17 protein-coding genes are annotated in these 18,830 nt (G+C 47.6%); 4 read left to right on the top strand and 13 right to left on the bottom strand.

Annotation, left to right across the window (positions count from 1 at the left end; genetic code table 11):
- The 8 genes from SFV55_RS12285 to SFV55_RS12250 form a co-directional block, all read right to left on the bottom strand.
- The gene (locus tag SFV55_RS12285; RefSeq protein WP_320029797.1) at positions 1-1,020 is read right to left on the bottom strand and encodes a hypothetical protein; all 1,020 of its coding nucleotides are present in this window, start codon (positions 1,018-1,020) and stop codon (positions 1-3) included.
- 21 nt (positions 1,021-1,041) lie between these two features.
- The gene (locus tag SFV55_RS12280; protein ID WP_320029796.1) at positions 1,042-1,380 is read right to left on the bottom strand and encodes a XisI protein; all 339 of its coding nucleotides are present in this window, start codon (positions 1,378-1,380) and stop codon (positions 1,042-1,044) included.
- Positions 1,365-1,784 (bottom strand): XisH family protein, encoded by a 420-nt coding sequence (locus SFV55_RS12275; protein ID WP_320029795.1) that lies wholly within the window; start codon positions 1,782-1,784, stop codon positions 1,365-1,367. The genes SFV55_RS12280 and SFV55_RS12275 overlap by 16 nt, the downstream gene beginning before the upstream one ends.
- 44 nt (positions 1,785-1,828) lie before the next feature.
- The gene (locus SFV55_RS12270) at positions 1,829-2,362 is read right to left on the bottom strand and encodes a GNAT family N-acetyltransferase (RefSeq protein WP_320029794.1); all 534 of its coding nucleotides are present in this window, start codon (positions 2,360-2,362) and stop codon (positions 1,829-1,831) included.
- A 26-nt stretch (positions 2,363-2,388) separates the two neighbouring features.
- Positions 2,389-3,312 carry a 5-dehydro-4-deoxyglucarate dehydratase gene (gene kdgD / locus SFV55_RS12265; RefSeq protein ID WP_320029793.1) on the bottom strand — a complete coding sequence of 308 codons (924 nt, stop codon included), beginning with the start codon at positions 3,310-3,312 and terminating at the stop codon, positions 2,389-2,391.
- A 122-nt stretch (positions 3,313-3,434) separates the two neighbouring features.
- Positions 3,435-4,970: a galactarate dehydratase gene (gene garD / locus SFV55_RS12260; RefSeq protein ID WP_320029792.1), complete on the bottom strand. Its 1,536-nt coding sequence runs from the start codon at positions 4,968-4,970 to the stop codon at positions 3,435-3,437.
- 9 nt (positions 4,971-4,979) lie between these two features.
- The gene (locus tag SFV55_RS12255) at positions 4,980-6,416 is read right to left on the bottom strand and encodes a GntP family permease (RefSeq protein ID WP_320029791.1); all 1,437 of its coding nucleotides are present in this window, start codon (positions 6,414-6,416) and stop codon (positions 4,980-4,982) included.
- A gap of 276 nt (positions 6,417-6,692) precedes the next feature.
- The gene (locus SFV55_RS12250) at positions 6,693-8,588 is read right to left on the bottom strand and encodes a YfbK domain-containing protein (protein WP_320029790.1); all 1,896 of its coding nucleotides are present in this window, start codon (positions 8,586-8,588) and stop codon (positions 6,693-6,695) included.
- Positions 8,589-8,698: 110 nt separating this feature from the next.
- On the opposite strand from SFV55_RS12250, the gene SFV55_RS12245 reads away from it, so the two are divergent.
- The 3 genes from SFV55_RS12245 to SFV55_RS12235 all read left to right on the top strand — a co-directional run bounded on the left by SFV55_RS12245 (position 8,699) and on the right by SFV55_RS12235 (position 13,492).
- Positions 8,699-12,097, top strand: a complete 3,399-nt coding sequence (locus tag SFV55_RS12245) for an amidohydrolase family protein (protein WP_320029789.1) — start codon at positions 8,699-8,701, stop codon at positions 12,095-12,097.
- Between the two features lie 117 nt (positions 12,098-12,214).
- Positions 12,215-12,928, top strand: coding sequence for a YafY family protein (locus tag SFV55_RS12240; RefSeq protein ID WP_320029788.1), 714 nt, complete (start codon positions 12,215-12,217; stop codon positions 12,926-12,928).
- A 57-nt stretch (positions 12,929-12,985) separates the two neighbouring features.
- Positions 12,986-13,492, top strand: coding sequence for a DinB family protein (locus tag SFV55_RS12235; protein ID WP_320029787.1), 507 nt, complete (start codon positions 12,986-12,988; stop codon positions 13,490-13,492).
- A 128-nt stretch (positions 13,493-13,620) separates the two neighbouring features.
- On the opposite strand, the gene SFV55_RS12230 is transcribed toward SFV55_RS12235, so the two are convergent.
- From SFV55_RS12230 to SFV55_RS12220, 3 genes are all read right to left on the bottom strand, one after another.
- The gene (locus tag SFV55_RS12230) at positions 13,621-15,009 is read right to left on the bottom strand and encodes a glycoside hydrolase family 30 protein (protein ID WP_320029786.1); all 1,389 of its coding nucleotides are present in this window, start codon (positions 15,007-15,009) and stop codon (positions 13,621-13,623) included.
- Positions 15,010-15,076: 67 nt separating this feature from the next.
- A complete protein-coding gene (locus SFV55_RS12225; RefSeq protein WP_320029785.1) occupies positions 15,077-15,970 on the bottom strand; it encodes an EamA family transporter in 894 nt (297 codons plus the stop codon).
- Between the two features lie 148 nt (positions 15,971-16,118).
- Positions 16,119-16,472, bottom strand: coding sequence for a hypothetical protein (locus SFV55_RS12220; RefSeq protein WP_320029784.1), 354 nt, complete (start codon positions 16,470-16,472; stop codon positions 16,119-16,121).
- A 420-nt stretch (positions 16,473-16,892) separates the two neighbouring features.
- Between SFV55_RS12220 and SFV55_RS12215 the strand changes: the two genes are divergently transcribed.
- The gene (locus SFV55_RS12215) at positions 16,893-17,261 is read left to right on the top strand and encodes a hypothetical protein (RefSeq protein ID WP_320029783.1); all 369 of its coding nucleotides are present in this window, start codon (positions 16,893-16,895) and stop codon (positions 17,259-17,261) included.
- On the opposite strand, the gene SFV55_RS12210 is transcribed toward SFV55_RS12215, so the two are convergent.
- Together SFV55_RS12210 and SFV55_RS12205 are read right to left on the bottom strand one after the other, a co-directional pair.
- Positions 17,258-17,983 carry a tRNA threonylcarbamoyladenosine dehydratase gene (locus SFV55_RS12210; protein ID WP_320029782.1) on the bottom strand — a complete coding sequence of 242 codons (726 nt, stop codon included), beginning with the start codon at positions 17,981-17,983 and terminating at the stop codon, positions 17,258-17,260. The two genes, SFV55_RS12215 and SFV55_RS12210, sit on opposite strands and share 4 nt — an antisense overlap.
- Positions 17,980-18,648 carry a TatD family hydrolase gene (locus SFV55_RS12205; RefSeq protein ID WP_320029781.1) on the bottom strand — a complete coding sequence of 223 codons (669 nt, stop codon included), beginning with the start codon at positions 18,646-18,648 and terminating at the stop codon, positions 17,980-17,982. Before SFV55_RS12205 ends, SFV55_RS12210 begins: the two co-directional genes overlap by 4 nt.
- Between the last annotated feature and the right edge of the window lie 182 nt (positions 18,649-18,830).

Below are 18,830 nucleotides of genomic sequence, written 5' to 3'. Positions count from 1 at the left end.
CTACTCTTTTGCATAATTTTCGGGATTACCACCGATTTGGATCAGAACTCCATCAAACAAATTGGTTTCTTCGGAAAGATAAACAACCTCCCAGTTTAACTCGGGTGTCTTATAGTACAATTGTTTCAAAATAAGAGCATGGCATTGGTTGAAGTCCTTTTGTAAGTTTATCTTTATTCCCATAAAATCAGAAGGGCTTAAAGAATACATTACTCCTACATTTTTTAGTGAAGCCTTTTTTATTATTTCCAATAAATCTGTAGCCAGTTTTTGAGCTTCGCTATCTTGGTTTAAAAGTTGTATGTCAAGATTTGTACCTTTACATTTCTCAAGTTCTATGCTTATTTCTTCAATGGTTTTTCTTGGTATTTCTCTCTGGCTAAGTTTTTTTCTAACATAAGTTTTTCTATTGTCAAAAACACTATTATCCCCTTGGGTTAAATTTATGTTATCACCATTTATTTCGGAGTCGATAATCTTCTGTTGAATTTGAGGTTTTGATTTAATTGGTGTAAAAGTTTTAGGTGAGTTTATAGAGTTGGTAGATGTATGATTCCTTAAGAATGAAGCAAAATTGTTGATTTCATTAATGTATATATGTGTTTTGATAGAATCTTTGATGCTCGTGTCTCTACAAAAAGCTATATATTTTGCACAAAAAATTTCTCTTTCTAACATATATTTTTCGAGGAACTCAATACTGTAATTGGCTCCAGCATTGGTTAAAGTGTGCCCAAGATTGGTAGTATCATTTTTATTAGAATATTTTAATTTTATTAAGGCATCTATTTCAATAATTTTATTTATTACTCCTTTGATTTGAGGGTCGAATTCTCCGTTGAATTCTTTGCTAGAAGACGAGGTCATTTGTTTAAATGATGTACTTTTTTGAGTTAAGTCATCTAAAATGCATGGGCAATCATCAATATTTGCCGAAGGCTTTTGGGGTTTATCTGCCCTATTAGTACAAAACATTAGCAGATGAAAGGATAAGAAAATGAGGATGTTTGATTTATTCATTATTTGATTTTTCAGTTGATTTTAAGCCACCGCAAACCCAGTACTCCCCCGTACATGCTCAGGATGAAATCCAATCACAATATCCCCTGCAGGTACACCTTTTTTCACCAGCTCCTCAGCTATGAGCACATCGGTATTGTTAGCCAGTAGCCATATTTTGCCATTGGGTTTGATGTGAAAATGAAATAGCACGCTGTGAATGAATTGTTTCTCGTACCAGCCAGTTTCGATCAACTGGTAATGGTGATGAAGCGTGTCGGTGATAACCTGAAACTCGATTCCAGGAATCATTTTGCTACTGGCCTCCTCTTGCAAAAAGGATTCCAGTAAGTGCTGGTATTTTTTTATCTTTTTATCCATGTTACAATTTCCTCTTGAATAGAATTGTAAACCAAAAGCTTGACTTTAAAGTGGTCGCAAATAGCCTCAATGTCAGGGGTTAAGAAAAAGGTTTGGAAAGCTTCTTCTGGGATGGCAAGAAAAAGTTGCCGACTTGAATCTCGTTCATCCATGAAAAAACGATAAACCCCATACTGTCCGAAAGCTGCATGAAAATCATATGTCATTGATGATCCAAGAAAGCTTTTGATTTCTACCGCAATTGTTTCTGATTCGCGTTCAGCTGCGATAAACTTTTCTGCACCTAGATCAACTTCATATGGCTTGCGATTCATCCTGCGAATCAAGTATGGATCATGGGTGATTGTCCACCCATCCTTTTCAAGGGCTCTTCGAACAATGATGTGATGCAGGTCTTTTGCCATGAAACAAAATTATTATTTTTTAAGTGAAAAAACAAGGTGCTTTATCAAACCGACACTCCCCACTCCTTCACCATATCCCAATTCCCGCCCTCATATTCAAATCCCCCCAAAACCCGAAACCCCATTTTTTCATAAAAGCGCAACGCAGCTGCATTGCTGGCTTGTACACCGCCCCACAAAATCACCCGTCGGATTCCACGCGCTTGTAGTTCAGCCTGGATAAAATTGAAAAGCTGGCCGCCGAGACCCTGGCCTTGCCAGTTATCCGCTACGGAGGGGGCAAAGGTGCAGTCCGTGTGTTTACTGAGATTCAACCCATAGGCTTCCAAACGCGGGCGATCGTGTTCCAGGTACCCACGTTTGACCGGGGCATAGGCTACAATTGCTCCAGTTTGAGCTGATTTGGCCAGAAAGCCCCAGACTTCGAAAGGGTCAGCGTAAAAACGCAGGATGGTCGCTTCATCAAAAGGATGGGGGCCAAATCTTTTGCGGGTAGCCGGACTCAGCTGCTGCAAATAATCCAGCAAAAGTGGCAAATCCGAGGACTGAAAATAAGCAAATGTGACTTGTGCTTCCATGCCAACAAGATACCATGAGTCCTGTTTTAGCTCAACAATGCCAGCCCATTTTCGATCAATTTTTCCAATTCGGCCACTTCCTGAGCACTTGGCATCACGAGGGGAGCCCTAACCTGACCAGCACTACGCCCTACAATTTGAGCACCCGCTTTGATCAAACTCACCGCGTAACCGTTTTTTTTGTTGCGCAGTTGTACAAAGGGAATGAAAAAAACTTGCAGAATTTTTTCCACCATAGCCTTGTCACCCGCCCGCAGACTTTTGTAAAAATGATTGGCCAGTTCGGGTACAAAATTGAACACCGCCGACGAATAAGTATTCACCCCAACGGATAGATAAGCCTCCGAAATGATCTCCGCCGTGGGTGCGCCGCCGATGTAGGACAGGCGATCGCCAACCGTCCGAATGATCATGTTCAGGTCTTGCATGTTGCTGGTGCCATCCTTGAGGCCGATGAGGTTGGGGCAAGCTTCGGCCAGTCGGGCAACGTGATCGGCTTGCAGGACGCCATTGCCTCGGTTGTAATAAATAACGGGCAGGCTGGTTTGTTGTAGGATGGCTTTGGCGTAATTGAACACGCCTTCAGCCGGGCATTCGGTGAGGTAGGGGGGGAAGAGCAGCAAGGCGTCGATCCCTGCTTTTTCGGCCATTTTTGCACAGGCCACTGCATCGGGAATGCTGCGTCCGGCACCGGCAATGACGGGAGTAGCGCCTTGTACTGTGCTGGCCGCTACTTCAACCAAGGCTTGGTATTCGGCAGCAGACAAGGAAAAAAACTCCCCCGTGCCACCTGCTACAAATACGCTGGACACCCCGTGTGAGATGAACCAGCTCAGTCTTTCGGCATAAGTGTCGGCTTTGAAGGCCCCTTGGTCATCCATGTCGGTGATGGGGAAGGAGAGGAGGCCGTCTTCCAGGGCCGATTTAATTTTATCCAGTGAGAGTGCCATGTGTTTTTTAACTTTTTGAGTAAAAAGGAAGAGTGTTTTTTCACCACCTAAGAAACCTAAGGCACTTAAGTTATCACCTTAGAAAGGTTTATGCTTAAGGTTGTTCAGGTCGAAAAATTATTTTAAGTCAGTGGCCCCGGATTGAACAAGACCAACTCATTGTGAATCCCCAATTTATCACAAGCCACCTGAGTGCGGCCACTCGCCACCTCCAAAACCAAGTGAAATAGTTCCCAGCCCATCTCCTCAATACTTTTTTCACCAAAAGCGATCGGCCCAGCATCAAAATCAATCAGATCGTACCAACGATTGCCCAACTTGGAATTGGAGCTCACCTTGATGACCGGCACCATCGACAAGCCATACGGCGTACCGCGCCCGGTGATGAACACATGCACGTTCATTCCAGCCGCTAGCTGCAAGGTGCCACACACAAAGTCGCTGGCTGGAGTGGCCGCAAAATTAAGCCCTTTGCGGCGGATTTTTTCGCCCGGTTTCAATACATCAACGATGGGGCTGCTGCCCGATTTGGCAATTGATCCCAAGGCTTTTTCCACCACATTGCTCAGCCCGCCCAGTTTGTTTCCCGGGGTGGGATTAGCGCTTCGATCTGCCTGCCCTTGGGCCAGGTAGTCGTCGTACCAGCGCATTTCTTCCAGCAGGGCTTTGGTTACATCGGCATCAGTGGTGCGGGCAGCCAAAAGATGGCAGGCGTCCCGTACTTCGGTCACCTCTGAAAACAGAACCGTCCCCCCGGTGCGTACAATCAGGTCGGCGGCAAACCCAGCAGCGGGATTCCCCGTCAATCCTGAAAAAGCATCGCTGCCACCGCATTGCATACCCACTACCAAGTTCGAAGCAGGGCAAGTTTCCCGTTGGCGACGGTTCAGTTTTTGCAAATGGGTTTCCGCCATTTCCATGATGCCTTCCACCATTCCTGCAAAACCCTGAAATGCTTCATCTTGCAGGTACAAAATGTGTCCTTGGCCAGAATCGACAGTTTCCGCCATCAATCGTTCCGGGCGCAACTTTTCACAACCCAGTCCAATCATCATTACCTCCCCACCAAAATTGGGATTGTGCATGATGTTTTGCAATGTCCGAATGGGCACCATTGCCGCAGGCGCATCGATGGCAATGCCGCAACCGTAGCTGTGATTGAGTGCCACCACCTCATCCACATTGGGATATTTGGGCAGCAATTCTTGCCGGATTTTTTTCTCGATGTATTGGGCCAAACCACCCACACATTGCACGCTGGTGGCAATGGCGAGTACGTTTTTGGTGCCTACACTGCCATCAAGATTTTTAAACCCTTGAAAAGTGTAGCCCTCCAGTGGTTCTGGATTGGCTTTGGGACTGATGTTGAGCGAGATGTCCTCCAGCCGGGGAGCCTGGGGGAGTAACATGCGGGTATGGTCTACCCATTCACCTGCTTGAATCGAGGTACTGGCTAATCCGATGGTTTCGCCATACCGGACGATTGCTGCACCAGTGGGAATGTTGGTCAAAGCAACCTTGTGACCCATTGGGATAGGTTCCTGCACAATCACGCCATTGGGTAGCAGCGCCCCTCTTGGCAATCCCTCCAGATTGGGCACAATCCCCACATTGTCTAGAGGGGTGGTTTGAATGACTGTATAAATGGTTTCGTTCATCTGGACGGATTAAACCATGGGAAACAAACGAGCCAGAACCATCACTGAGATCAACCCCGCAAAGCCCATCACCGTAAGCAGATAAGAAAAATGTTGAATGCTTTCTTTGTTGGTCATGCCACTCATTTTAGAGATGATCCAAAAACCGCTGTCGTTCATCCAGGGAAAAATTTTGGAGCCACAACCAATCACTATAGCCAAATAAACCGGGTGAAAAGGGTAGGCATTTTCGCCTCCAAACCCATTGACAATCCCTATGGTGGTCACCATTGCTACAGTAGCCGAGCCTTGTGCGGTGCGGATTACGGCGGTGAGGAAAAAAGCCAGGGGCAAAATGGCAGATTGAGCATTGCCCGTAAAATCAGTAAGGCGCATGCCAATATTGGTTTGTTGCAACATTTGGCCAAAAGCCCCACCAGCGCAGGTGATCAAAATGATCATCCCCGCACTCATCAGTGACTCTTGAATCTGTTGGTTGAATTGTTCCACATTTTTCAACCTGCTCCACAACAAATACATGGCAATCAGGGCGGCAATGAATAAGGCGATATTGCTATCTCCAACGATGTCCAGCAATTGAACCAGTTGCACTTGAAAGGGAGATAAACCGTCCAGTTTGTCATCCAATAACATCTCCAAAAATGACTTTCCCGTAATCAACAAAATGGGCAAAACAATTGGCAGCAAGGACAACCAAAGGGAGGGTAAATCCTCCTGTTTTTTATCGGCAATTTCTTTCAACTCTTCAATGCTGATGTCGGGTGTATCGCGCATGGGCAAATCCCATTTGTGATTGGCCCAAAGGGCGTATAGATACCCCGCGAAGCTGGTGATGATCCCAAAAATGATCCCTACCACCATCATCAAACCCAGGTCTATGCCCATTTCCTTGGCTACAAACAAGGGGCCGGGGGTGGGCGGCACCAGGGAGTGGGCCATAACGCCTCCGGCAATCACCACCATCAGGTAAAGGCTGTATTTGCGCGGGTTGCGGATACTCAAGGATTTGACCAATGGAATCATCAGGTAAAAAACGGTGTCAAAAAACACCGGAATGGCCAGGGTGAAACTCCCCGTTAAAAAAGCCAGGGAGGTGTTTTTTTTACCCACCACATTCAACAAACTACGGATGATCCGTTCTGCACCTCCGCTGCGCATCAAGGCCACCCCAATGATGGAACCCAGGGCAATTAAAATGCTGATTTTGCCAGCGGTACTGCCAAAAGCCTCCGCAATCCGTTCCCCCAGGGCCTGACTGGCCAAAGCCTCTGCTTTTTCGGGCGACAAACCCTTGTTGATGGCAAAATTATAGATGTGTTCCTTGGCGGTCAATAAACTGGTTACCACTGCAGCAAAAAGCAGGGCAACTACCGCATTGAGGCGCAGGGCGATGATGCAAAACAAAACCAGACTGATGCCGAGGAGGACAATTATGATTGGATCCATGTGTTGATTTTAGGCAGTACTTGATGCAATTTTCCGACGAAAAAACCAGGCAAATCCCCTTACTTAAAATTTTATTTTAGATAAAACAGATTTGTTTATTCAAAATTAGGAATCTCCCCCATAAGTAAATTTGTACAATGAGCGTTTATTTACGCAATCGTTATCGGGAACGTTCCCGCATGAGAAGATTGAGGCATAAAAAAAAGGCCAACATGAAAGCATGTTGACCGTTCACAATATTAAGCGTGCTAAAAGAAAAGATATAAGTTTTACAATTTATTTCTCTGCCGTTTCCGATTTGCCCATCAGGCCAACGGTTTCGATCATGCGGATCATCTCAGCGCGATAACCTTCAGTGTCTTTACCCCGGGCACCAGCGGCCAGTTTTTTGCACTGCTCATAATTGGCATCTCCTTTAAATTCGGAGTTGCGTAGCAGCATTCCAAAGGTAGCCACTGCAGCCGACCAACGGAAATTGTCACTGGTTTTGTCCAGGCTGGATTTTTTATCCATGATCACTTCTTCCATCAATTGGCTGTTGTCAGCCTCTGGAGCTTTGTAACGGAATTTTACGGTCAGCAGTTCATTCGACCGGTTCGCCGTTGGCGTCAGGTCGCGTTGTTGGTATTTGAGGTCTTTGTCGGCAGCCAGGAATTTGCTTTCGATGCCCACCGGGATGATTTCATAAAGGGCGGTGACGGTATGGCCTGCGCCCAACTCACCTGCGTCTTTTTGATCGTCGTCAAAATCGGCATTGTTCAGCACCCGGTTTTCGTAACCAATCAGGCGGTAACCTTGCACCACAGCGGGATTGAATTCCAGTTGCAACTTGACGTCTTTGGCGATGGTATACATGGTGCCACCGAATTCGCTCACCAATACCCTGCGGGCTTCGTCCAGGTTGTCGATGTAGGCATGGTTGCCATTGCCGCTGTCGGCCAGCTTTTGCATTTTATTGTCCTTGTAGTTGCCCATGCCGTAACCCAATACGGTCAGGTACACTCCACTTTTGCGCTCTTCCTCTACAATACGCACCAGCTCACCGTCGCTGCTGACGCCTACGTTGAAGTCTCCATCAGAGGCGAGGATGACCCGGTTGTTGCCACCTTTGATGAAATGCTCTTTGGCGGTTTTGTAGGCCAAACGGATGCCTTCGCCACCAGCGGTAGATCCACCGGCCTGGAGTTTGTCGATGGCTTCTTTGATTTTGGTTTTGTTGTTGCCCGTAGTGGGTTCCAAAACCAAACCAGCTGCACCAGCGTAGACCACAATGGCTACGCGGTCTTGGGGGCGCAATTGATCCGCCAGGAGTTTGAAAGAAGTTTGCACCAGAGGAAGTTTATTGGCGGCACTCATACTGCCTGATACATCGATCAGGAAAACAAGGTTGGCCGCTGGTAAATTTTCAGTTGGGGTATGTTTGCCCTGGAGGCCGATGTGTACCAGGCGGTGCTTAGGCTGCCAGGGGCAATCGCTCACTTCAGTAGTGATGGAAAAAGGATGTTTGCCCGTAGGTTCGGGGTATTCGTAGTCAAAATAATTGATCATTTCCTCGATGCGAACTGCGTCTTCTGGTGGCTTTTGGCCATTGTTGATGAAACGGCGCAGGTTGCTGTAGCTGGCTGCATCAACATCGATGGAAAAGGTCGATTGTGGCTCTTGCGTAGCGCGGTGGAAGCGGTTTTCCTGGATGCGGTCGTAATCTTCAGTGTTGAAGTTGGGCTGGGGCGCATAAGTCCTAGTTGCATAGCCTGCGATGCCAGGAGTGGTCTTACTCAGTTCTTTACTCGCTTTAAATAACACAGGTCTTTCGTGTTCCCGTACTTTACGATCTTCTGCTATTTCCACCATTTCTTCAAGCTTCGTTATACTGGCTTTCAATTGGACGTTTACAGGTTTACCAGCGCAAATTTTCGCTTCTTTAAGCTCATAGCCGAGGTAGCGGAATTCCAATGTAGCACAAGAATCGGGGCTATTCAATTTGAAAGAACCATCCACTTCGGTCGTTGCACCCACTGCGTGGCCTTTGAGTAATACCGTTACCCCAGGCAATGCTTGCCCGGTTTCATCAGTGACTTTACCATTTAGTTCATAGGTTTTGACCGAGCTCCGGAAACTTACAAATCCTAGGAGCAGGACAGATAGGGCAAGGAAAATGTTTTTTTGGAACATGGCTTTGTAATTTTCCTACAGGATGCAAGCAGCTAGGGAAATGCATAAAAACTTTGAAAAAAAATTTCTTTCCCTAATTTTATCTTTTTCAACACACACTGATTCAACACATGAAACCAAATTACATCTCCCGATTGGCCTTTCTGCTAGGGCTACTCAGCCTGGGGGGCATTGCCGTGCAGGCACAGGAAACCGGAGCCAAAAAGGACAGTAGCAAAGTGGCTGTTAAAAAAGACTCCAAAAAACCTTTGCCCCTGGAGCCCGAGCGCAAAATCAAACTCCAAGTTACGGAAGGCACCTGGATGTCGCTCGACGTCAGCCCGGATGGTCAGACCATCGCTTTTGACCTTATGGGCGACATTTACAGCATTCCCATGGCTGGGGGCAAAGCCAAACAGCTGACCAATGGCATGGCTTACGACACCCACCCACGCTGGAGTCCCGATGGCAAAAAAATCGCCTTCACCTCCGACCGCAGTGGTTCCGAAAATGCCTGGTACATCGATTTTGAAAAACAGGATACCGTGCAAGTCACCAAAGACAGCGACCAAAACTATCAATCGGTGGAATGGACGCCTGACGGGAATTACCTGATTGTGTCCAAAGGTGGGCGCAACCTGAAACTCTTCCTATTCCACAAAGACGGCGGTGGTGGCACCCAACTCATCAAAACGCCCGAAACCTTAAAATGCATCGAACAGGCTTTTGGCAAAGACAGTCGCTACATCTGGTTTTCGCGCCGCACCGGGGCTTGGAACTACAATGCCATTTTGCCCCAATACCAATTGGCGACTTATGACCGAGAAACCGGACAGGTGGAAACCCGTACCGAAAGGGTAGGTTCCGCCTTTACCCCAACACTTTCTGCCGATGGCAAGTGGCTGGTGTATGGCACCCGTTTCAACGAACAAACTGGCCTGGTAAAGCGCAACCTACTGACCGGCGAAGAAGCCTGGCTGGCCTACCCGGTTCAGCGGGATGAACAGGAATCCATTGCACCATTGGGGGTTTATCCGGCGATGTCTTTTACGCCCGACAGCAAATTTGTCATTGCTTCTTATGGTGGCAAAATTTGGAAATTGCCCATCGACGGTGGAGATGCCACGAATGTTCCCTTTGAAGTGGATACCGAAATTGGCATGGGGCCGGCGGTAAAATTCGACTTCCCGATCTCGGACGAAAAGACCATGATCGCCAATCAAATTCGCGACCCTAAAATTTCGCCCGATGGCAAAAAATTGGCCTTTACCGTACTGAATCGTTTGTATGTGATGGATTACCCAGCGGGGACGGCCAAGAGACTGACTACGGCCAACTTCACCGAAGCCATGCCCGTATGGTCGCCCGATGGGAACAGTATCGCTTACGTCACCTGGGAAAACAAGGAAGGTCACATCTATAAGGTGAATGTAGCTGGCGGTGCGCCTACCAAGCTGACCCGGGCTGGGGCGATTTATTCCGACTTGGCCTGGGATGCCAAAACCAAGCGCATTGTGTTCACCTATGGTCCTTCGCAGGTCTTTGAAGATGCCTACAGCCCCTTCTTTGCCGGAGCAGCGGCCAATTTGGGCTGGATCAGTGCCGATGGAGGAGAGGTGACCCGGATTGAAAACGCCAATGGCCGGGGCAATCCGCACTTCGTGAAGGCTGACGAGCGCATTTACCTGTTCAGCAGCACCAAAGGTTTGGTCTCCATTCGTTGGGACGGTACCGATGAAAAAGTACACCTCAAAGTGAGTGGCATCACCACTTACCCGGCTGAACTGGGGCATACCCATTGCCTGATGGTGCACAGTGAAACGGAACCAACCCCCAAACCATCCGAAGCAGAACTGATCACCATGGCCCCCGAAGGAGAACAGGCACTGGTGCAAATCAACAATGAAATTTATGTGGTAACTGTGCCTAAAACCGGGGGCGAAGTACCGAATATTTCGGTGGCCAAAGCCGAAAACGCCCAATTCCCAGCTCGTAAATTGACCACCATCGGCGGACAATTCCCCCACTGGACAGCGGATGCCAAACGGGTAAACTGGTCGATTGGCAACGCTTATTTCTCCTATGATTTAGCTCAGGCCAAATTGGTTGAAGACCAGTTGAAAGCAGAAAAGAAGGCCCAGGAAAAAGAAAAAGCCAAGGCTGAAGCGGAAGGCAAGAAGTCCGAGGAGAAAAAGGACGAAAAGAAAGAAGAAGACAAATCCTACAAAGCTGGTGAAATTCGGGTAAAAGTGACCGTACCCCGCGATGTGCCCACTGGTGTCGTTCTGCTGCGCAATGCCCGCATCATCACCATGAAAGGCACTGAAGTTTTTGAAAAAGGAGATATCCTGATCGAAAACAACCGCATCAAGTCGGTAGGCAAAGCGGGCTCCATCAAAGCTCCAGCAGGTGCCAAGGTAATGGACATGGCGGGCAAAACCATCGTACCCGGCTTCGTGGATACCCACGCACACATGTGGCCTTACTGGGGACTGCACAAAAGCCAGGCCTGGATGTACAATGCCAACCTCGCTTACGGCGTAACCACCACGCGTGACCCACAAACTGCCACCACCGACGTACTTACTTACGGTGACATGGTGGAAAGTGGCCAAATCCTGGGCCCACGGATTTATTCCACTGGCCCTGGTGTCGGCTATTGGGCTTACCGTTTGGAAAGTTTGGAGCAAACCCGCAACGTACTCAAACAATACTCCGAGTACTACAACACCAAGACGATCAAAATGTACCTGACTGGCAATCGGCAGCACCGCCAGTGGGTCATCCAGGCGGCTAAAGAGCAGGGTTTGATGCCAACTACGGAAGGTGGTTTGGATTTTAAACTCAACATGAGCCAGTTGTTGGATGGTTATTCGGGGCATGAACACGCTTTCCCGATTTACCCCATTTACAAGGATGTAATCAAATTGGTAGCTGAATCCAAGATGTCCTATACGCCGACTTTGTTGGTAGCTTACGGTGGCCCCTGGGCTGAAAACTATTACTACGCTACGGAGAATGTGGTGGGTGACAAAAAGCTCAATCACTTTACCCCCAAAGCGGAATTGGATGAAAAAGCACGGCGTCGGCCAGGATGGTTTTTACCGGAAGAGCACATTTTCCGCCGCCACGCCGAGTTTGCCAAAGCCCTGGTGGAAGCGGGAGGTATTGCCGGAATTGGCTCCCATGGTCAGTTGCAGGGATTGGGTTACCACTGGGAACTGTGGGCGGTACAGTCCGGGGGCATGAAAACCCACGATGCACTGCGGGTGGCTACCATTCTGGGGGCACAGGCGATTGGTTTGAGCAAAGACCTGGGCTCACTGGAAACTGGGAAACTGGCCGATTTGCTCATTTTGGACAAAAACCCGCTGGAGAACATCCGCAACACCAATACCATCAAGTACGTGATGAAAAATGGCCGCTTGTACGAGGGGGATTCGCTGAATGAGGTGTATCCAAAGGTACAGGCTGCTCCGGCACCGGAGTGGAATGTGGCACAGCCGATGGGGATTCCGGGGATGAAGTAGGATCGGTTTTTTAGTGCCCTGAATTAAAACCGTTCCTTACCTCCCGAAGGTGTTGAATCTTCGGGAGGTTTCAAATCATCAACTAGTTGGATTTTTAGTCTAACTCCACTCATCACTATGGAAGACAAACAAACCTCCCGTCTATCCCGCCTAACCGCCATCCTCACCATGTTGCTGTCCAAACGCTTGTTAACCGCGACCGAAGTGGCTAAAAAGTTCAACATCAGTGTACGTACTGTGTATCGGGATATCCGAGCTCTGGAGGAAGCTGGTGTCCCCATTGTGACTGAAGAAGGGAAAGGTTATCAAATCCTGGATGGGTACAAACTTCCCCCCGTGATGTTTTCCGAGCGGGAAGCTTATGCTTTAATTACCTCTGAACAAATTATTGTGTGCAACAAAGACGCATCGCTGGTAGAAGCTTTTACCAGCGCCATTCTGAAAATTAAAACCGTACTCAAACATTCTAGCAAGCAAAAAACAGAATTACTGAGTGAGCGGATGTTCATTGGTAAAACCTTGAGTTATCAGGTTACTACTCGTTGCTTACTCGACATTCAAATGGCCTTGACCAATTTTCAGGCAGTTAAAATTGCTTATACTACGGTTGATGGAACTGCTTCAGAACGAACCATCGAACCTTTTTCTATCTACCACAATGCCCAAGAGGATTGGACTTTGGTGGCTTATTGCCGCTTGCGTCAGGATTTTCGTTCTTTTCGTTTGGACAGGATGGCGCGGGTGGAGATTTTGCCCGAACAATTTCCGCCCCATCAACTGACCATGCGGCAATACGTCGAAAAATATTTGCAAACCAAAACAGACCCCTGACATACCCTTGACATAGGCCTGCCTTAGCTTTGTAAGCAAATCAAAACAACAACTTCAATGAATTTACAACACTTGATCACCAATTACGCGGAGTACAATTTATGGGCCAATGAAAGACTGATCAATTGGCTAAAAACCAAACCTCAAGACATTTTTGAGGCAGAAGTGCCTTCCAGTTTTCCCAGTATACTAAAAACCTTGAATCATATTTGGGCAGTAGAGGAATTTTGGCATTCGGTGGTTGCGGAGGAAGCGCTCAATGGTAGCCGTTATGGCAATCAAAATCCGGAAATTGAGGAGGTTTGTACGGGGATCATCATCGAGTCGCAGGTTTTGCACCACTATGTGAAAGGCCTTTCGGAAGAGGATTTAGTGCAAAAAGTACATTTGGATACGCCCTGGGTATCTGGCGAAATGCCCCGTTTTGAATTCCTCCAGCATGTGTTCAATCACAGCACCTATCACCGGGGGCAGGCAGTTACGATTGGGCGGGTACTCGGGCTGACGGACGCGCCGATGACGGATTACAATTATTTCAACATGGCAAGGGTGGCGCAGAATTGAGTTGAAATTTTTATGGAAAACCAAAGCGACATAATAGCAAAGCGGATGAACTGTGTCTAAAAACTTGCTTTTGATCACAGTTCATCCGCTTTGCTATTATGTCGCTTTGGTATGGATCGAAATCCCAATTACCACATTATCGTCGCCACTGCCCCCGCCGCCAGCGTATGTGTAAAACCCTTCGCACCAGCATTCACTCTGAAAGTCTCTTCTTTCCCACTGTCATTCACGACCAGCAGCACCGTTTTGCCATCTGGATTTTTAAAAGCCACATTCGCCAGGGACAGGGTATTGTTTGAAAAAATCCGTTTTGCCCCGGGCTTCACGAATTTGGAAGCATGCGCCATGATGTAGTAGGCCGGATTGCGGGTTACCTTATCCTGATCTAGGGTAATAGCGCCCAAACATTCAGTGCAACCCCCATCCGTATGCGGATTCTGTTGCGGATCGGCGGCCAGGTTCCATTCCAGTACCGTTTTGGCCCAGTTGCGAGGTCCACCAATCATCAAGTTTTTGATGTGCCATTTAAGATCCCCTTCCATGTTGCCGGGTGCACCAATCCACTGCTCTGTGAAGTAGAGGTTTTTGTCGGGGTGGGCTGCGTGCACTTCCGACAGCGCCTCAATGGGGCCACCGTACAAGTGAAAAGCTGACCCATCGATGAATTTTTTGGCCGCAGGGTCATTCAGAATGGCAATGGGATAATCCGGGCGATCCGCGTTGTGGTCGTAGATGATGATTTTGGTCCTGATGCCGTTTTTGACAAAAGCCGGGCCCAGGTGGTTTTTGACAAAATTCGCCTGTTCGTGAGGGTACATCAGCAAAGAGGGGTTATTGCCAGGGTGCAAGGGTTCGTTTTGAACGGTGAGTGCGTCGATAGCAATGCCCTCCGCTTGCATGGCCTTGATGTATTTGACCAGATAAAGGGCGTATGCGGCGTAGTATTCAGGTTTGAGACTGCCGCCTTTGGAGTTGCCATTGGTTTTCATCCAGGTGGGTGGCGACCAGGGTGAGCCCATAATTTTAATGGTGGGATTTACGCGCAGGATTTCTTTGAGCATCGGCAAAAAGTCTTTGCGCTCGGGCTCCAGGGTGAATTTTTGTTGGAGGGGATCTGTTTGTCCCTCCGGGAAATCATTGTAAGAAAACACATGATCGCTCAAATCCGAAGCCCCCACACTGATGCGCAAGTAGCTGATGCCAATGCTACTGGGGGCTTTGGGATCGAATAATTCTTTGAGCAAGGCCGCCCGATTTTCGGCACTCATTTTTGCCAACAATTGGGTGCTGCCCCCAGTGAGCGTGCAGCCAAAACCATCCATGGATTGGTAGATTTTGAGGCCATCTATAAAAATGGTGGGCAAGGTTTCGCTGCCCTGAGCCGGGCTGCTCGCAATGCTGGATTGTTGTAAAAATTGTTGAGTAGCTGGGTGAGTGGTCCAGCATTGGATTTGAGCTTGCAGGCTAAGCGTGAAGAGCAACGCAATGCCACACAGTGTTTGGAATCTGATGCGCATGTAGGTAGGTTTTAATTATCAGACTTTATGAACAGAAAGTTCAACAAGTGTAAGCAAAAAAGAAAAGCTAATTCTGCTTTTTCCCAAAGTTTGCATTGATAAAAAACACCCCGGTGAGCATAATCACCGCAGCGATGAGGGAGCGGGTGGTCACTTGTTCGTTGTTCAAACTCCAGCCAAGGAACATTGCCACGACAGGGTTTACGTAATTGGTAGTAGCTACTTTTTCCGGTGAAACTTTGGTTAACAAGTAATTAAAGGCCGAAAAAGCGATCAAAGAGCCCATCACAATCAGGTAGAAGAAAGAAAAAATACCCTGGGCAGTCAGATTTTCCCAGGCGAATTGTTTGTAGTCGCGAAAAATCAAACTCATGATCAGCAACCAAATGCCTCCACAGGTCATCTGCATACCTGCCGATTGCATTTTGGAACTGGGTAAATTGGCCTGGCCGATGTATATCGAAGCGTACCCCCAAGCGAATAGCGACATTGCAATAACACCTACGCCGATAAGGGTATCGCGATCTGCGGAGATTTGAGGTTGCCCAACCAACAAAAACATTCCCACTACACCCAAAGCAACGCCCAGCAAGCTATGCAGTTGGGGTCTTTTGCCCCGCATCACCCACAAAAGCAACACAACAATCAGAGGCTCGAAAGATACCAACAGAGCGGCCATACCACTATCCACCCATTGTTCGGCCCACACCACCAAACCCGTGCCTAGTGCCATAAACATCAGGCCAATCCAGGCAGCATTTTTCCATTGCGCCAGGGTTGGCAAAGAGATTTTGCGCAAGGCAGCTACACCAAACAAGAGCAGTCCCGCCGTCAAAAAGCGAGCGCCGGACATCAAAAAGGGTGGAATTTCGAGAATGGCCAGGTAATTGACCAGATAGGTAGAGCCCCATACCAGGTATACGGTGGCAAAGGCAGCAATAATGAGGTAGCGTTCGCGCATGAGTTGATGGTCAGCCCAGGAATTTATTCTTGGGTTGGGGCACAAAGATCATTAAAAACCAGGAAATTGTTAAAATCTGTTGAAATGACTTTTTGAATGACCTTTGTGCCCTTCATACTGCTTGCGTAAAGTAAGCCTTGGCGAACAATTATTTCATTGCAGAAACTTGCTCTTTTTTGGGTTTGGCGCTTGGAGCGGTAGAAGTAGCTACTTTTACCGAAGCTTTGGCTGGGGCAGGTTTGATGCCTTCACAAACGCTCTCCAGTTGTTCAACCAGGCCATTGTACTCTTTTTCCAGTACTGGTTTTTGAGCAGGGTCAAGCGCTTTGTTTTCAGCCTTAGCTTGGAAGCTGTGCCAATCTTTTTTCAAAGTTTGGTATTCTTCCGAAGCACTGGTAGCATTGGGTTTTTCTGGTTGGTTGGATTGTTGGGCCATGGCAAAATTCATAGAAATGACCATAGCCAGCAGCGTTGAAAATCCAAATTTGATTTTGCGTTTCATGTTGTCAGGGATTGCGATAAAAATTAAATTTGGGTCTAGGACTGATTTATGTGTTTAGATCCTCAAATACAACGCAAAAGTGGCCCCTTCTGATCGATAAAAACAATGGCATGAGCCAAATGGTCGACCGAAGCTCGGTTCAGCATCGACGAAATGCTCTAAAGTTTCGACCAAAGTTGATATTTATCCGACGAAGGCCTTTTTTTGATCGAAAAGAGGTTTTATTCTGTCTTCCTTATATTATTAGGCATTAGGTTAGGTTTGTAAACCAAATTAGGGAGTAAATTTTGAAAGGAGGCAAGGCGCGAAATTTAATTTTGTAGATTCTTGAATGGATTAGCGCATTGGACTACAAAATATCCGGTATATTTGCGCCTTGAAAACTAGTTACAACCCCGAAATCACCAAATACAATCGTTCATGGACCATCGAAGTCATTCGATTACTACATTGGCTGCACTAACGGGTGTACTCACTTACCTCACACCGATAGGGTGGGTATTGGCATTTGTGATACATATTATCCGTAAGGAAGAGTATCCTGCTTTCCATCTTCGGCAAGCAGGTGGTATATACCTTACCTTGGCGCTGTTGTTATTTTTGAGTGCCATCCCTTACCTTGGCTTTTTAGTTTGGTTGCTTGGCCTTATTCTGTGCTTCTTCTTGTGGGTGGTTGGATTTATGGGGGCTGTGCAAAGTTACCGAACCATTATTCCCTATTTTGGGCCTTATTTCCAAAATTGGTTCAACATCAGTCGATTGTTGGGTGGGTATTCCGATCAAGATTAAAGCAGACCGCTCAATTTTCGGATGACGTAACTCGCCATATGGATGCCAAACAGAGCCGGGAGGTAAGAAATGGTGCCATAGTAGGACTTTTTGTAGGAACTGCCCGAGGTAAGTTGCAAGGAATTGGGCATGACCAGTTCGCTTGAAAACACGACTGGGAAGCCTTTTTTGATGCCTCTCTGGCGCAAAAACTTACGTGTCTGTTGGGCAAAGGGACAATTGTAAGATCGAAAAACGTCGTCAATTTTTACTTTGGATGGGTCCACTCGTCCACCTGCACCCATCGAGCTAATCAGGTTTACCTTGGCATCCAGGCATTGAATCAGGAGATTGATTTTGGGTTGGAAACTGTCAATACAATCCAGAACATAATCGAAACCATCCCGAACCAATTCCTCCATAAAATCGGGTTGCTGAAACGCTTGTACGACCCTTAGCTCCAGATCAGGGTTGATGTCCAACATGCGTTGCGCCATCACTTCTGCTTTGGGTTGTCCAACAGTGGAATCCAGCGCGGGCAACTGGCGGTTTTTGTTGCTTATATCCACTACATCGCCATCCACAATGGTCATCTTGCCCACTCCGGCGCGGCACAGAAACTCGGCAGCAAAACTCCCTACACCACCTAATCCGACGACCAGAACCTTGGCCTTGCGCAAACTTTCAATTTTTTCGGTTCCAATCAACAATTCCGTTCTGATCAGCCAATTGTCTGTGCTCATTTTTTCGATTCCCTTAGTAGCGTAGTTAAGTTGTTTTGCAGCGCGGTTTCCAGCTCCTGGATGGAGATGCCTTTGATTTGGGCGGCGCGGACGTAAAGGTCGGCAATTGGCAGCATTTTATCATCGCTTTCCAAAAAAAGCTTTTCCAGTGGCGTTTGGGCCAAACTTTGGACAGCGGCGCTGTTGGCTTGCAGGATGGCTGCACCATAAGAAACATAAAAACCCTGATCCAACAGTGCCTTTAAGGCGGTAGCTTTTCGGACGTAGCCATGGATGATGAGCGGAACCCCGGGTTTGACTTTTTTAACGGAAGCAAAAAGCTCTTCATAAGCACGCACACAATGAATGACCACTGGCTTTTGTAATTGTTCGGCCAAAGACAAACACTGTTCAAAGACAAACTGCTGGTAGACCATATCAGGACCCTGCAATTTATCCAATCCACATTCGCCCAAAAGCAGTACCTTATCTTCTCGTGCCGCTCTGGACAGCCAATCCCACTGCTCATCCCGCACCCAATCCACCTCAGACACAAACCAAGGGTGCAAACCCACGGAACAAGCTGAAGTCCACCGCGCAAACAAATCCTGTTCCCGCTGATGAAAGGAGCGGATGCTCAAAATATCCGGAGAAGATGACAAATGATGGTTGTGAAAATCGATCAAGATAGGGTATGTGTTTAAAATAGGGTTTGTGTTTGGAGGTGAAGTGTGGGCAAGATAGGGTGTGGGTGTGGGTGTGAGTGTGAGTGTGAGTGTGAGTGTGAGTGTGAGTGTGTGTTGGCCTTTCATTCCCCGAAGTAACCCGCCAACCCACGGATTCATCCGTGGGAGGCCACCCTACTGAT

It is taken from the genome of Haliscomenobacter sp., from assembly GCF_033763495.1.
Classification (GTDB): domain Bacteria; phylum Bacteroidota; class Bacteroidia; order Chitinophagales; family Saprospiraceae; genus Haliscomenobacter.
Note: the sequence above shows the minus strand (reverse complement) of the source record. Positions and strands in the feature narration are given on the sequence as shown.